This is a genomic window from Paraburkholderia sp. GAS448 (genome assembly GCF_050435685.1).
In the GTDB taxonomy this organism is placed as follows: Bacteria; Pseudomonadota; Gammaproteobacteria; order Burkholderiales; family Burkholderiaceae; genus Paraburkholderia.
On record NZ_JBNDKT010000008.1, the window covers coordinates 24,282 to 38,567 of the forward strand.

Annotated in this window: 17 protein-coding genes; 7 read left to right on the top strand and 10 right to left on the bottom strand. The window is 63.0% G+C overall.

Annotated elements, in window-relative coordinates; translation table 11 throughout:
* Window positions 1-104: 104 nt before the first annotated feature.
* Together P3T23_RS16735 and P3T23_RS16740 are read right to left on the bottom strand one after the other, a co-directional pair.
* Window positions 105-929, bottom strand: coding sequence for an SIR2 family NAD-dependent protein deacylase (locus P3T23_RS16735; RefSeq protein WP_429317275.1), 825 nt, complete (start codon window positions 927-929; stop codon window positions 105-107).
* A 276-nt stretch (window positions 930-1,205) separates the two neighbouring features.
* Window positions 1,206-1,988 (bottom strand): substrate-binding domain-containing protein, encoded by a 783-nt coding sequence (locus tag P3T23_RS16740; protein WP_429317276.1) that lies wholly within the window; start codon window positions 1,986-1,988, stop codon window positions 1,206-1,208.
* A 122-nt stretch (window positions 1,989-2,110) separates the two neighbouring features.
* Between P3T23_RS16740 and P3T23_RS16745 the strand changes: the two genes are divergently transcribed.
* The 4 genes from P3T23_RS16745 to P3T23_RS16760 are packed head-to-tail and all read left to right on the top strand — an operon-like array spanning window position 2,111 to window position 5,260.
* Complete coding sequence (locus tag P3T23_RS16745) at window positions 2,111-2,683, top strand: TetR/AcrR family transcriptional regulator (protein WP_429317277.1); 573 nt, start codon at window positions 2,111-2,113, stop codon at window positions 2,681-2,683.
* A 56-nt stretch (window positions 2,684-2,739) separates the two neighbouring features.
* Complete coding sequence (locus P3T23_RS16750) at window positions 2,740-3,603, top strand: SDR family NAD(P)-dependent oxidoreductase (protein ID WP_429317278.1); 864 nt, start codon at window positions 2,740-2,742, stop codon at window positions 3,601-3,603.
* Between the two features lie 11 nt (window positions 3,604-3,614).
* Complete coding sequence (locus P3T23_RS16755; protein ID WP_429317279.1) at window positions 3,615-4,550, top strand: SDR family oxidoreductase; 936 nt, start codon at window positions 3,615-3,617, stop codon at window positions 4,548-4,550.
* Complete coding sequence (locus P3T23_RS16760; protein ID WP_429317280.1) at window positions 4,547-5,260, top strand: NAD-dependent epimerase/dehydratase family protein; 714 nt, start codon at window positions 4,547-4,549, stop codon at window positions 5,258-5,260. The genes P3T23_RS16755 and P3T23_RS16760 overlap by 4 nt, the downstream gene beginning before the upstream one ends.
* A 79-nt stretch (window positions 5,261-5,339) precedes the next feature.
* On the opposite strand, the gene P3T23_RS16765 is transcribed toward P3T23_RS16760, so the two are convergent.
* Both P3T23_RS16765 and P3T23_RS16770 read right to left on the bottom strand, forming a co-directional pair.
* Window positions 5,340-6,290, bottom strand: a complete 951-nt coding sequence (locus P3T23_RS16765; protein WP_429317281.1) for a universal stress protein — start codon at window positions 6,288-6,290, stop codon at window positions 5,340-5,342.
* 123 nt (window positions 6,291-6,413) lie between these two features.
* A complete protein-coding gene (locus P3T23_RS16770) occupies window positions 6,414-6,650 on the bottom strand; it encodes a UDP-glucose 4-epimerase (protein WP_429317282.1) in 237 nt (78 codons plus the stop codon).
* 525 nt (window positions 6,651-7,175) lie between these two features.
* On the opposite strand from P3T23_RS16770, the gene phaP reads away from it, so the two are divergent.
* Window positions 7,176-7,670, top strand: coding sequence for a TIGR01841 family phasin (gene phaP, locus P3T23_RS16775; protein WP_429317283.1), 495 nt, complete (start codon window positions 7,176-7,178; stop codon window positions 7,668-7,670).
* A 102-nt stretch (window positions 7,671-7,772) separates the two neighbouring features.
* Here the strand turns inward: phaP and P3T23_RS16780 are convergent, their stop codons facing one another.
* The 5 genes from P3T23_RS16780 to P3T23_RS16800 form a co-directional block, all read right to left on the bottom strand.
* Window positions 7,773-8,114 (bottom strand): hypothetical protein, encoded by a 342-nt coding sequence (locus P3T23_RS16780; RefSeq protein ID WP_429317284.1) that lies wholly within the window; start codon window positions 8,112-8,114, stop codon window positions 7,773-7,775.
* Between the two features lie 51 nt (window positions 8,115-8,165).
* Window positions 8,166-8,747, bottom strand: a complete 582-nt coding sequence (locus tag P3T23_RS16785) for a hypothetical protein (RefSeq protein ID WP_429317285.1) — start codon at window positions 8,745-8,747, stop codon at window positions 8,166-8,168.
* 626 nt (window positions 8,748-9,373) lie between these two features.
* Window positions 9,374-10,414, bottom strand: coding sequence for a zinc-dependent alcohol dehydrogenase family protein (locus P3T23_RS16790; RefSeq protein WP_429317286.1), 1,041 nt, complete (start codon window positions 10,412-10,414; stop codon window positions 9,374-9,376).
* 143 nt (window positions 10,415-10,557) lie between these two features.
* Window positions 10,558-11,304 (bottom strand): beta-ketoacyl-ACP reductase, encoded by a 747-nt coding sequence (locus tag P3T23_RS16795; protein WP_429317287.1) that lies wholly within the window; start codon window positions 11,302-11,304, stop codon window positions 10,558-10,560.
* Window positions 11,294-11,821, bottom strand: coding sequence for a hypothetical protein (locus P3T23_RS16800; protein WP_429317288.1), 528 nt, complete (start codon window positions 11,819-11,821; stop codon window positions 11,294-11,296). Before P3T23_RS16800 ends, P3T23_RS16795 begins: the two co-directional genes overlap by 11 nt.
* 212 nt (window positions 11,822-12,033) lie before the next feature.
* Here P3T23_RS16800 and P3T23_RS16805 point away from each other — a divergent pair, with 212 nt between their 5' ends.
* Together P3T23_RS16805 and P3T23_RS16810 are read left to right on the top strand one after the other, a co-directional pair.
* Complete coding sequence (locus P3T23_RS16805; RefSeq protein ID WP_429317289.1) at window positions 12,034-12,873, top strand: universal stress protein; 840 nt, start codon at window positions 12,034-12,036, stop codon at window positions 12,871-12,873.
* Between the two features lie 133 nt (window positions 12,874-13,006).
* On the top strand, window positions 13,007-13,513 hold the full coding sequence (locus P3T23_RS16810; protein ID WP_429317290.1) for a universal stress protein: 507 nt from the start codon (window positions 13,007-13,009) through the stop codon (window positions 13,511-13,513).
* Window positions 13,514-13,690: 177 nt separating this feature from the next.
* Here the strand turns inward: P3T23_RS16810 and P3T23_RS16815 are convergent, their stop codons facing one another.
* On the bottom strand, window positions 13,691-14,164 hold the full coding sequence (locus P3T23_RS16815; RefSeq protein WP_429317291.1) for a universal stress protein: 474 nt from the start codon (window positions 14,162-14,164) through the stop codon (window positions 13,691-13,693).
* Window positions 14,165-14,286: the final 122 nt, after the last annotated feature.

Below are 14,286 nucleotides of genomic sequence, written 5' to 3' on the forward strand. Positions count from 1 at the left end.
GTGAATGCTGGTTTCGATTGGCTTTCGAGGGGCTTCGAGGGGCTTCGGATGAACCGTGCAGAGCAGGTCACCTGCGAACGGGAGTGCCGCTATGGAGGAGAAATCTACGAGGCGTCGAGCATCCCGTTCAGCCGCTCGAGGGTTTCCAGCGCGCTTCCGGCTATGCCGACTCCCCGGTGCAATGCAATGCCGGGCTCCCGGGGGTTGATACGGATCACGCGCGGTCCGGCGTACTCGCTGAACTGCCGAACCGTCGGTATCGCCTTGCCCGCTCCCAGCTCTACGATCACAACGCGGTGGACCGCAGAGAGCCATGCATTGAGCCGCGTCTCCTGCTGTTCTGTGCGCAGCGCAATCCAGTCGTAGTCGCCGAACATCAGGATGTTGGGGCGCGCAAGGGCGCCGCAGTGCGGGCAGACCGGTACGTCATTGACCAGCTCGCAGGCCGCTGCGTCGACCACGGGCTGAAACGATTCCGCCGACCATATGGCGTCGGAGCAGACCTCCGAGCATTGGAGAACGTGAATGGACCCGTGGCACTCGGCGACCCGCTCATCCGCAAATCCGGCCTTCTGAAATTGACCGTCGACGTTACTGGTGAACACCGCTGCGCCATGCCGCATGCCCTCCGCCCAACGGCGAAGTATCTGAAAGCCGGCGTGCGGTCTGGTGCCGCGATAGAGCTGAAGGCGGTGCCCATAGAATCCCCAGCCCAGCCTGGGGTATCGGGTTAGCGTCCGGGGATTGGCCATATCCTGGAACGTCAACCGGTGGTTTTTCAATGCCGGATAAGCTCGCCAGAATCCCTCTGCACCGCGAAAATCCGGCAGGCCCGAATCGACGCCCATCCCCGCCCCCGCCGTCACGAGCAGACCGTCTGCCTCGCGCAGCCACGAAACGGCCCGCTCCAGTTTGTCGGTTTCTTCCATGCTGTATCGGCTCCCGCGGGATCCGCCCGTTGTCAGTATCAAGCGGCGCCGCATAGGCAAATGGTGTGCAGCGATCGCGACAATGATCGTTGGTACGCGACGGCCACGCAAGCGCAGATCGACGGCGTGTCGCTCTTCTTCTGATGAATCGGGCCGCCCGAAAGCGACAATGGCGTTATTGCCCCGGGCGCCCGGCTGATAAGCTGAGGCGGTTTCCGCAAGGTTATGCACTCACTCTTTCATCGAGATCCGGTAGGGCCTGTCAGGCGAAGCGGGTCACTTGCCGCTAACCGGATCAAGTCCGGTTTTCGCGACCTCCGGCGCTGCCTCTGGAGACGAAAGAAACTCGAGCAAGGCCTTCGCTTCCTGCGGGTGCTGCGCCCCGACCGGGATGCCAGCGGCAAAACGTGTCACCGATTGCAGGGATTCCGGAATCTTGCCAACGAACGTGACGCCCGGCACAGGCAACAGTTCGCTGACCTGCTGGAAGCCCAGTTCGTAGTCGCCAGACGCAACGACCGAGCCGACCGGAATTCTCGGAATCATGTGGGCTTTCGGCCGAAGCTCATCCTCGATGCCCATCTTTCTGAAAAGCTGCGACTGGATATATACCCCGCTCGCGCTATCCGAATAGGCCACCGATCTTGCATGCAGCAGCGTGTTTTTGAAGGCATCGACCGACGTGATATCAGGCTTCGCCGCGCCAGCACGCACCACCATGCCGATTCGCGAATCGGCCAGTTCGACCCTCGAGCCGGGGATGATCTTGCCCTGCCTGATCAGGTCGTCGAGAGCATAGCCGACCATGATCACCACGTCGGCGGGTTCGCCTCGCGCCAGCCGGTTCGGAATCGCCTCTGGGGTCTGCCCCATCGACGGACCCCACGCGGTCTCCAGGGTGTTGCCCGTTTTCGCTTCATACGTGGGCTGCAAGGCTTTGTATGCTGCCGTGAACCCGCCCGAGTTCATGACATGCAGTTCGGCGGCCTGTGCGCTTGCGACGAGCGCCGCACTCGTCAGCAATGAACAGGCAATCAGTCTGGAAAGTATCGGTTTCATGGCGGATCAGTGTATGAAGTGAGAAGAACGATACACGTCCGTATCGCGCTCAGACAGGCTTGACCGTTCCCATTCGGACGAATATTATTGAGCGATTACTCATTCATTAACCGTTGTCCGGTATGGCCCGCCCTCGAAGTGAAGACAAACGCAACGCCATTCTTGCCGCCGCCGCGCAGGTGATCGCCGAGCAAGGCATCGGCGCGCCCACTGCGAGAATCGCACGGCTTGCCGGCGTCGCGGAGGGCACGTTGTTCACGTACTTCGATACCAAGGATGAACTGCTCAACCAGCTTTATCTGGAAATCAAGGCCGAACTGCGCGAGGCCATGATGGCCACCTATCCGAAAGCCGCGAGCCTGCAAAACCGCGCGCGGCACGTCTGGGAGAAGTACGTGTATTGGGGCGTTGCCCAGCCAGCAAAGCGCCGCGCGATGGCGCAACTGGCCGTGTCCGACCGCATTTCGGAGCATGCAAGGGTAGCTGGCATGCATGCGTTCGCCAACGTCAACGCAATGATCGAAGAAAGCATCGCGAAGGGTGCGCTTCGCGATCTTCCGCCGGCCTTCGTGTCGGCGATCATGGGGTCTCTGGCCGAAACGACCATGGACTTCATCTCCCGCGACCCCGCTCAGGCAGAGCGCTATCGCAACGCAGGCTTCGAGGCGTTCTGGCACGCCATCGCCCAGGTCTGATTTTTTTAGCTTTTAAATGAGTATGTACGCACTCATCAACATGAAAGGAGTGGAAGATGTCCAAGGTATGGCTGGTAACTGGAAGCGCGCGCGGCCTCGGTCGCAAGATCGTTGAAGCTGCGCTGATCGCCGGAGAGCGCGTGATCGCCACGGCACGCGACCCGCGTCATCTCGCGGACCTGGTCGAGCGTTACGGCGAGCGCGTGCGTGCGATTGCACTCGACGTCACCGATCCCGCCGCGGCGGCTCACGCCGTGCAGGCCGCGCTCGAAGCGTTTGGCCGTCTCGACGTGGTCGTCAACAACGCGGGCTTCGGTCATCTCGCGCCGTTCGAGCAGGCGCCGGCGGACGACTTCCGCGCGCAGATAGACACCAACTTCTACGGGGTCGTGAACGTGACCCGCGCCGCACTGCCGGTTTTGCGCCAGCAGCGTTCAGGGCACATCATCCAGATTTCGTCGGTCGGAGGACGCATCGGCATGGCTGGTTTCAGCGCGTATCAAGCGGCAAAATGGGCGGTCGGCGGCTTCACTGAGGTGATCAGCCAGGAGCTTGCACCGTTTGGCGTCAAGGTGACGGCGCTCGAACCCGGCAGCATGAAAACCGACTGGAGCACCGAGGCTGGCAGCGCCCTCCCCGACCTGCTTCCGGACTATCTGCCTTCGGTAGGCAAGATTGTCGAACTGCTCGGCCAGTACGTCGGAAACGAAACCGGCGATCCCGCCAGGGTGGCGGAAGTGGTGCTTCGGCTCGCGTATCACGACAACTTGCCGGCGCATCTGCTGCTTGGCAGCGACGCGCTTCACTTTTCCGGCGAAGGCGACCGGACCCGCGCGGCGAGCGCTGCGCAATGGCATGAAGTCAGCCTCTCCACTGACTTTGCAGCACCCGGCCCCGTGCCGGCGTTTCCCAAGGTATAAGGACGCGCGATATGGCTAACTGGAGCACCGTCGATATTCCGCCCCAGGCCGGGCGCCTCGCGATCATTACTGGCGCGACCGGCGGCCTTGGACTTGAGACGGCGATGGGTCTGGCCGGTGCCGGCGCCGACGTCGTTCTGACGGGACGCAACGAAGCAAAAGGGCGTGCCGCTCTCGACCGGATCCGCGCACGTCATCCGGGCGCTTCGATCCGTTACGCGCAGCTCGACCTCGCGAGCCTCGCGTCGGTGCGCCAGTTTGCCGAAGATTTCGCGAGCGGGCACGATGCCCTCGACCTGCTGATCAACAACGCCGGCGTGATGGCACCGCCCATGCGGCAAACCACGTCCGACAACTTCGAGTTGCAGTTCGGCACGAATTATCTTGGCCACTTCGCATTGACGGCCCAACTGCTGCCCCAGCTACGCCGAGGCCGGCAAGCGCGCGTCGTCAACCTCGCGAGCATTGCGCACAGGCTGCGCGCGGCGATCCATTTCGACGACCTGCAATGGGTCCACGGCTATGAACCTTGGCCTGCCTACGCGCAATCGAAGCTGGCCATGCTGATGTTTGCCTTTGAGCTTCAGCGGCGCAGCGATGCGCACGGTTGGGGGTTGCTCTGCAACGCAGCACATCCGGGCTACGCACGCACCGACCTGATCGCCAACGGCCCGGGCGACGGCGTGCTGCAAATCATCAATCGCTGGACCCTCGAGCCGATGATGAGCCAGTCCGCTGCCGACGGCGCGCTGCCGACGCTATTTGCCGCCACCTCTCCCGACGCAAAGGCGGCCGGCTACTATGGGCCGTCGGGTCCCTTCGAGCTGAAAGGCCCCGTCGGCGAGGCCGCCATCGCGAAGCGCGCTCTGGACACCGCAGTCGCCGCGCAACTATGGCAAGTCTCGGAGAACCTCACACACGTGAAGTGGCCAGGAGGCCCGCAATGAAGATCCTGATATTCGGCGCTACCGGCATGGTAGGGCAAGGCGTGCTGCGCGAATGCCTGCGCTCGGCGGACGTCGAGCTTGTGCAGGCGGTAGGCCGCACATCGACGGGTCAACTGGACCCGCGCATGCGCGAACTCATCCACCAGGACATGTTCAGCTACGACTCGATCGAAGCGTCACTGAAAGGGTTCGATGCGTGCTTTTTCTGTCTGGGGGTGTCGTCGGCGGGAATGAGCGAGGCGGACTACAGCCGGCTGACCTTCGACCTCACGCTCGCGGCCGCACAGACGCTCGCTCGCCTCAATCCCGACATGACGTTTGTGTATGTGTCGGGAGCGGGCACCGACAGCACTGAACGGGGCCGCAGCATGTGGGCGCGCGTCAAGGGACGCACGGAAAACGCGCTGCAGCATCTGCCGTTCAAGGCGGTCTATCTCTTCCGTCCGGGCGTGATTCAGCCTCTCGACGGAATCCGCTCGAAGACGCGTTCATACCGGATCCTCTACACGATCATGAACCCGCTGCTGACGATCCTGCGCGGTCTGTTGCCCGATCACATCCTGACGACAGCGGACATCGGCCAGGCCATGCTCGCTGTTGCCAGCGGCGGCGCGGACAAAGCGGTCCTGGAAGTGGCCGACATCCGGCAGATCTGCCGCACAACTGCCCATCGCGCGACGGCGTTGCCGGTAAAGCAGCCAGAGAGCTGATCTGCGGAAACCACACCAATGAGGTAGCGCTTTTGCGCGAGAGTCCGCACTTCACTCCGTCGTTTCGGGACGCCACCAGTCATTGCTCTCGAGCGCGAACGAGCAGCAGCGGCGTTTGCGTGATGCTCGCGACGCGGCTCGCGATGCTGCCGAGCAGCCACCGGGCGATCCCGCGCCTGCCGTGGGTGCCCATCACAATGAGATCCGCGCCCCAGCGGGCCGCGTCCCGCACGATGGCGTGAGGCACGTCGTCGTTTCTGGGTTCGGTATCGAGCAGCGCGGTTTCTGTCTGGCACCTCAGGCTGGAAAAGATATGCGCGGCTCTTGTCAGCGCGAGTTCGCCGGTTGCGAGAAAGGCTTCCGCGAGCGGATCGAGGCCCGCCAGATCCGACATGCGCACGGCCCGATCGACGACATAAACCGCCCGCACCTGGGCATCTGCCGTTGCAAACTGCACGCCTGAGCGCAATGCCTGCAACGACGCGCTGCTTCCGTCGACCGCGAACAGTATCCGCTGCGGACCATGGGTAATTTTCATCGCGGGGTCGCCGGGCACAACGAGAATCGAGCAGCCAGCCAGCCGGGTGACCGGCTTCGACACGGTTCCCTCCACCCAGCGCAGCAAACCGTGATGGTGGCGGGCGCCCACGACGAGCAGATCGGCGTGCCAGATCTCCGCCGTCTCGACGAGCGCGTGCGCAACATCCCCGCCGCGCGCAGCCAGTTCCAGCAGTTGCGTTTCGACCGGGACATCGCCGCCTTCGAAAATGCGACTCGCCTCGACGAGCGCGCCGTTCGCATCGCGCAGGAATCGGTCGTTCGCCGCGCCGAAATCGAACGCAGCCAGTTGCCCCAGGGACATGAACTCACGCAGATTTTGTGCAACGCTGACGATCAGTACACGGCTCTGTGCATCCGCCACCTGCCGCGTCCAGTTCACGGCCTGCATCGAAGCCGGATTCGAGTCAACCGCTATCAGAATGCGCCGGATCGCGGGTGCCCCTTTATCGTCTGCGTCGGATTGGTTCACGGCTCTGTCCTCCCTCCGTGCATTTTATGTCGGGGCACGCTATCGCACATGTGTCAGGAGGTTTCATTCTGCGTCGCCTGTCGGGCGACGGCTCGATCGAAGCCAGGTTACGCAAGCCGGGCTTTACAGCCGGATGGTTTTGGCAATCTTCAACTCGAGCCAGAGCATGCCTTCACGCAAGCCGGAGAGCACCGCCTCGCGTTCCGTTGAAAACACCTCGCCGTGGAGAAACTGATGTTCGAAAATCTCGTCCGGCGTGCGTTGGGTGACGTGAATGGTGCAGGCGAATCCGCCTGCAACCTCGTTGGTCTCGACGGAAACGTCCCAGCCGCTTTCGCTTACTCTGGCTGAAATAGTCATGAGAAGTGTCTCCTTGACGCTTAACGATTCCTCACTGCCGCGTGTGCTGGATTGGCTTCCATCGCACTGTCCTTTCATGGCCCGGCCTTCGTCCGCGCACGGGCCTGATCATTCACGCCGGCACGCTGATCCAGCAACTGTTCCTCAGCTTACGCACGCGGTTCCCTCAACGGCATTGAAATCCCGGTTTCGATTGACGGGGATCAATTTCATCCCGACGTCACATTGAAGTGCGTCTACTCACATACTGCGCCCATCGCGAAACTGGCGTGACCTAACCACTGAAAACGTGGGCTAGCTCCTTCGCCGATTTCGCTGGATGCCCGGCGGCGCATCGCTGATGGCCGCCGTGCCTCCCCGCCCAAGCCCATGCGAAATGAAGACGAATTGCCGATCCTCGCGCAAACCGTTGGTTTCAGCGCGGCAAGCGCATATATTCATTAGGTCCGGCCCGGATCCCGACATCGATGTTCCAGCCCTCCATCCGGGAATCCCGCATTCGACGTTTCACCTGACGGAGCAATGATGAGTACGCCTACTCCCAACCCGCTGGCCCCTGCGCAGGACCCGCGCATCGACGTGCTGTTCGGTCTGGCGAACCGCTCGCTCGAAGCCTTCGCAAAGCTGACTGCCCTGAACCTTGAAGCGCTCAGGTTCGGTCTCGCCGAAAACCAGGAACTGCTCAACAAGGCACTCGCGGCAAACAACGTGCAAGAGTTGCTGGCGTTGCCGACGCTCATCGCGCCTGCCGTGGCCGGACAGATCCTCTCCTACAGCCACCAGCTTTCGGACATCGCCGCTGCCGTGCAGCAGCAGTTCCCTGCATCCGCTCAAATACAACGAGGGAAACCGCAACCCGTGACGCAGGGTCCTTCCGCAACGCCGGCGAAGCAATCGGCGATGTCGGCTGAGACAGGTAGTGCCGGGGCCGCATCGGAGACGACGTCTGGTGGCGCACCGGCTCCAGCGGGCCGCAAGAGTACAAAGCGCGCCATACCGGCTGTCACGACGGGCCAATAGCGCGTCGCCGCTCGCCGTATCCGGCATTACGCGCGGCCGCGAGACACGCCCGCCTCGCCTGTCGGGCGAACGACCTGCATCCCTGCGCGCAACGGTGGCGGCCTACATGCCGAGAAAGCCCGCCTGATTGTCATCATCGGGGCGAAGCGGTGCAGGCAGGACCGGGGAAGGCCCCCATATCTCGACCTTGAAATTCGTCACGAAGGTCCGGAGTTCCTGCTCCATTTCATGCCAGGGGCCGTCGGCGAACTTTGCCCAGTCGCTGGCGGATTGCCAGCAAGTGGTCGTGCGAATCTGCGGGGCGCCGAGCATATTGCGATTCGCGCGCAATTCAACCAGACCCGGCTGCCTGACGATCGCGGCAGCCGCCCGCTTCGCCCAGTCGCCATAAGCCTGCAGATCGACGCCGGTCTGCAGGTCGTAGGTGTTCGTCACCTCGATCATCGCTCTCTCCTTACGATAACGGCCTGAATGAGTGACTCGCGGGCGCCGCGGCTAGCTGTCGGCTTTCCACGGCCAGGACGGATAAATGCGGTCGATGTTCTCCACGCCTTCGCGACGCGCGGGCACGTCAGCTTCGCTATTGCGTTCGACATCGCCAGCATTCGACGGCTCCTGCTCTGACACCGCCTCGACGTCGCTATCCATTGTGACGGGTTCGGTCTCGTCGTCGACCGCGCCCGTTTCACCGGTCACGGCCGCTTCCGCCGACGGCACACCGTCGCCGAACCAGGCAACCTCCGCGCTCAGCATCGCGACGTACCCGCTCCAGCCCTTCGGATTATTTGCAAAAAGGGCCTGCTGCGCCGTTAGCGCCAGTTGCGTCCGGTTCAACTCCAGTTCCAGCAATTCCCGCGGCCAGGAGGCAAAGGCGCGGGTTGCACGCTGGACGAACTCGCGCGCCCGCATGCCGGGCGCGATCTGTGCAAGAAGCGTGAACCGGGCAAGGGATGCATTGCTGGAGATCAGTTCGCGCATGGTCTGATCATCGTGGCCATCATTCGCTACGCTCGCTGTCGCTTCCAGCACGTCTCCCAGATGAAGCAAAAGGGCCCGCCGCTCGTATGCGTCATTCATCTGCTCATCTCCGGCGTTTAGGCCAGCCACGTGTTTTCCTGAATCGGGACGTCAGGCTGCGCTTTTGGCGAGGCGCGCCAGTGCAAGGTCGTCGGTTGACGTGATTCAATGACACGTTGGCAGCAAGACGTACTCTTTGATTGTCGTATCCGGTTTCGATCCTGCGGTTGACCCGGGAGCACCACACGCGTAACCGGTACGCGCGAGACGACTCGCACCGACAGCGCCCTTTTACGAGGACCGCCCTTTGAAGGATAACTGGCGAGAGACGACCTGTCATGAGCATCGCCCTCGACACAGATTTGACCCGCCTCGAACAGATTGTGCCCGGCTTCGGGAATTCGTGGGCTACCCGCCTCGTGGTGGCGGCACCGCATCGCCGTCATTTCGCGGCAAGAAGGCGTGGCGACCGGGCAGCCTCAGCGGGTGAGGCGCCGCGCGCGTCTTGCCGATGAGCGTAACGAGGCATCGCGCACGTCAGGACGTGCGGTTAAGGAAAAGTCAGCTGCTTCAGCAGCGCTGAGCGGGCCCTGCTATAGGTCTGCGAGTCTTGCGCGGGCGCCAACGCGCTTCAGGCAACCGTCCGCTGCTGAAATGCAGTTCAGGACTTCTGCACGGTGCGGCGTCTACGGCACCTGGATCACCACCTTCAACGCATGCGTATCCGCCGCGCGACCGAACGTATCGTAAGCGCTCTCCATTTCTTCCAGATGAAAGCGATGAGTGATGAGCTGCGCCGGATCAAGCCGGCCGGAACGGACCGTCTTCAGCAGCATCGGCGTGCTGACCGTATCGACGAGACGCGTCGTGATCGAAACATTGCGATCCCACAGCTTTTCCAGATGCAGGTCCGCTTTCACGCCATGCACGCCGACATTCGCAATCACGCCGCCCGGGGCGACGAGCGCCTGGCATAGTTCGAAGGTTGCCGGAATACCCACCGCTTCGATCGCACAGTCGACGCCGGTCTGGTCGGTCAGCTTCATGACTTCGGTGACAGTATCGCGACTCCCGATGTCGATGCAGGCGGTCGCGCCGAAACGTTTCGCCACTTCGAGGCGGTTCGCATCGCGGTCGACCATCACGATCTGGGACGGCGAATAGAACTGCGCGGTAAGGAGCGCGGCAAGGCCGATCGGCCCCGCACCGACGATCGCCACCGTGCTGCCAGGCTGCACCTTGCCATTCAGCACACCGCATTCGAAGCCGGTTGGCAGAATATCGGACAGCATCACGAGCGCTTCCTCGTCGGCGCCTGCCGGCACGGGATACAGGCTCGTCTCGGCGTGCGGAATGCGCACGTATTCGGCCTGCGTGCCATCGATCCGGTGGCCAAGAATCCAGCCGCCCGTCGTGCAATGCGAATACATGCCGCGCCGGCAATAGTCGCACTTTCCGCATGACGAGATACACGAGATCAGCACATGATCGCCTTGTTTGAACGATGAAACCGCAGCACCTACCTGTTCGATGACGCCGACGCCTTCGTGGCCCAGAATACGGCCCGGCTCGCAGGTCGGCACGTCGCCCTTCAGAATGTGCAGATCGGTGCCGCAGATCGTCGTGCGCGTCATTTTGACGATTGCATCGCCTGGTGCGGCGAGTTCCGGCAGTGGCCGCTCATCGAGCGATTTCTTTCCCGGGCCGTGATACACGAGTGCTTTCATAGTCGCGCCTCCTGTGATGGAACGAATCCTTCTCTAACAGAGACTTTAGGGCAGTGAGCGGCGAAGCCCTTGGTGTGCGTCAATTGTGGCGCGCTGCACCACGCCCATCGACGGCTCGCGCGCCGCCTCGATGGGATCACGCTTCATTGCATATGCATGCCGCCGTTGATTGCAAGATCCGCGCCGGTGATAAATCCCGCGTCGTCGGAACAAAGAAACGCGATCAGCGCGGCGATCTCGTCGGGCTGGCCGAGCCTGCCGACCGGAATCTGCGGCAGGATTTTCTTTTCCATGACGTCTTTCGGAACCGATTCAACCATCGACGTCGCCAGATAGCCGGGCGAGACCGTATTGACGGTCACACCATATTTCGCCACCTCGAGCGCCAGCGACTTCGTCAGGCCATGGATGCCTGCCTTCGCCGCCGAATAGTTCGTCTGGCCGAACGCGCCGCGCGAACCATTCACCGACCCGATGTTGACGACCCGCCCGAAATGCCGCTCGATCATGCCGCCGATAAACGGCTTGGTCATGTTGAACAGCGCGTCCAGATCGGCGCGCAGAACCGCGTCCCAGTCGCCCTTCGTCATCTTGACGAAAGTCGAGTCGCGCGTGATGCCCGCGTTATTGATCAGCACATCGACGGCGCCGAACTCGTCCAGCACCTGCCGCGCGCCGCGCTCGCATGACTCGAAGTCCGTCACATCGATTTCGAAAGACCGGAAGTGGCGGCCGGCATCGCGTTCGTGCGTGAGCCACGTCGCCATGTGGTCGTTGCGCGGCGAATGCGACATCGCGACGGTCATGCCGGCATCGTGCAGCCGGCGGCTGATGGCGGCGCCGAGTCCGCCCATGCCGCCCGTGACAAAAGCAACGCGTCTAGCCGACATGCTGCTCCCCCTTCTTCGGACGCCCGCCCTCTGCGGCTGCCAGGGCCGGTTCGGCACCCTTGTTGCCTGCCAGCATCGCGTCCGGGATTGCGCCTGAAATCGCCTGCTCGAAACGCTCCATCCACTCCCGCATCGGTGTGCCGGCCCCACTTACGTCGGCTGCCTTCTGGCACTGCGTGGTCCAGGCCGACTGCCAGCTTTGCAGCGCCGCACGCATGTCGTCGCCGAACGCGGACTGGTTACGCACAGCGGAGCCCAGCGCCTCCTGCCAGATACTGGTGCTGGCCGTCATGTAGTCCTGCAACATCGACTGGCACGCAGCGTTGTATTCGTTCAGGTCTTTGGACCGGCTCGAGGCTTCCTGCAGTTTCCTGACCGCAGCGAGGTCACGATTGATCCGCTGCGTCTGGAACGCGCACGCATCGCGGCGGCCCTCCAGCCCGAAGGTGACCATCCGTAGCGCCAGGTCGAGATTCGCGCGAATGATATCGAATGAAGTGTTGAGTTCAGTCGCCATGATGAGCTCCTTTCAACGGCGAGAAAGTCGCGGGGTTCCCGCAACAGCAGTTCCTGGTCAGTGTAGGCCAACCTTACCTCTGATGATTGACCTGCATCAAGCAGCATTCCGCCAGCGGGCGGTTGATCTGCGTCAAACCTCGCAACTGCGGTCCTCATAGACTCCAGATGACGTCGATACCCGTCATCCTGTTCATTACCGGAGTTGCCGCAATGAGCTACAAAAGCATCGCTGTTCATCTCGACACGAGCGAACGTGCCCACCCGCGACTCGAACTCGCCCTGCAGATCGCAAAGCGCTTCGACGCGCATCTCACGGGCGTGTTTTCGGCGTTCACGCCCGATCCGCGCGCGTTCCATGTCATGGCGGGCACGGCCGCGTACTACCCCGACCACGAAGCCCAGCGGCATGAGCGGCGCGCGGCAATCGAGCGCCTGTTTCGCGCCGAAGCCACCCGCGCAAAGATCGCCGCGGACTGGATCAGCACGGACGGGTACGCGAACATCGCGGTTCCGCGCATCGCCCGCTGCACCGATCTGATCGTTGCCGGTCAGGATGATCCGAACGATCCCGAGGCTTATGTCGGCGGGCATTTCCCGGAAGACCTGGTCATGTCGGCCGGCCGTCCTGTGCTGTTCGTTCCGTATGCAGGCAGCTTTGTGTCGACGGGGGCGCGCGTGACGGTTGCCTGGGACGGCAGCCGCGAAGCCACGCGCGCGCTCCACGACGCGCTGCCCTTCATGCAGCACGCAAAACTGACGACGATCGTCACCATCAACGGGGCGAAAGACGAGCCGCCCGGCAGCCGGATGCCTGGCGCCGATATCGCGGCGGTCGTGGCGCGCCATGGAGTCAACGTCGAAGTCAGGGACATTACCGTGTCGCCGGGCGCATCGATCGGCGAGGCCCTGCTGTCGCACGCGGCCGACGACGGAAGCGACCTGCTGGTGATGGGCGCGTACGGTCACGCCCGCTGGCAGGAACTGGTGATGGGCGGCGCGACCCGCTCGGTGCTGAAGTCGATGACAGTGCCCACGCTGATGTCGCACTGACACGCGTCAGGCGAACGCGAAGGCTGCCCGTGCTGGACGCTGGTTCGTCGAACCGCTTGATCCAGATCAGCACAGGACGGCCGTTCGCCACCCATGATGGATTCACATACTGACCATCCCGGCGAGGCACACCATGTACAGGCACATTCTGGCTCCCATCGACGGCAGCGAACCATCCGCCCTGGCTTTCTCTGCTGCGCTGAAGCTGGCCCGGGAGACGGGCGCGGCGCTACAGCCGCTCTATGTCGTCGACATACCACTGATGAGCTACGACGTGCCGGGCTACGATCCGTCGTATGTGCGCGATGCTTTCATCGAAGAAGGCACACATGTGACAGCCGACGCTCTGGCGCAGATGAAGCGCGAAGGCGTGTCCGGATCGCCGCGGATCATCGAGGTCGAACCGCTCGGCGGCGACATCGCGCAGCACATCCTGCGTGCCGCCTCCGACCTGCACGCCGATCTCGTTGTGATGGGCACCCACGGGCGGCGCGGCGTTCAGCGGTTGGTGCTCGGCAGCGTCGCGGAACGCTTTTTGCGCATTGCCCACTGCCCTGTCCTTCTGGTGCCGGCGCACTGTGCGCCCACGGCCGGTGCTGACAGCGACGCGGCTCCCGTCGCGCTGAAGGAGCCGTCATGAACTACCGGACGCTCCTCGTTCATCTTGACGACAGCCGTCGAAGTCGCCACGTTGCATGCGCGTCACGCCGACCTGCTGATCGTCGGTCAGCAGGATCCGGATGATCCGGCGTCATATATCGCGCGCAATTTTCTTGCGGACCAAGGCGAGCCGGACCGTCCCCTCCCGCCCGACGGCTTACAGGCCGGGAGGAATGTACTCGGCATCCGGGTCGTGCCGCACCAGCAATACCGGCACCTCGGTCAGCCGCACCAATGATTCCGCAACACTGCCCAGCAGCATCCGGCGCCAGCCACGCCGGCCTTGCGTGCCGATCACGATCAGGTCGGCCTCGCATTCGTCGGCCGCACGGCTCAGCACGCTGGCGATGTCTTCGCCCCAGGCGTCGACCGCGCGGGCGACGCCTTTCACGCGAGCCTGCCTGAAGCGTTCTTCCGCTTGTTCGAGCGCCGCCGTGGCCGCTTCGCCCGCCGCTGTGGTGGGCGGCTCGTCGAGGAAACCGGCGCCCACGTCCACGAGTTTCGCCGCATGCTGCACGACGCAAACAGCCGTCACCGTGGCGTCCGTCACCTGCGCCAGCTTCACGGCCTCGTCGAGCGCGCGCTGCGCGGATTCACTGCCGTCGATCGCGGTGAAGATTCGTTTGTACATGACCGCCTCCTGGGCTTACGCCCGCTTTTGTTGATCGCGCGGATTCAACGCCGCATAAGGGAATTCTAGTCTGCGAGACATCGAACGCCGCAGGGTTGACGAGGATCAGGGGGCCACCAGTT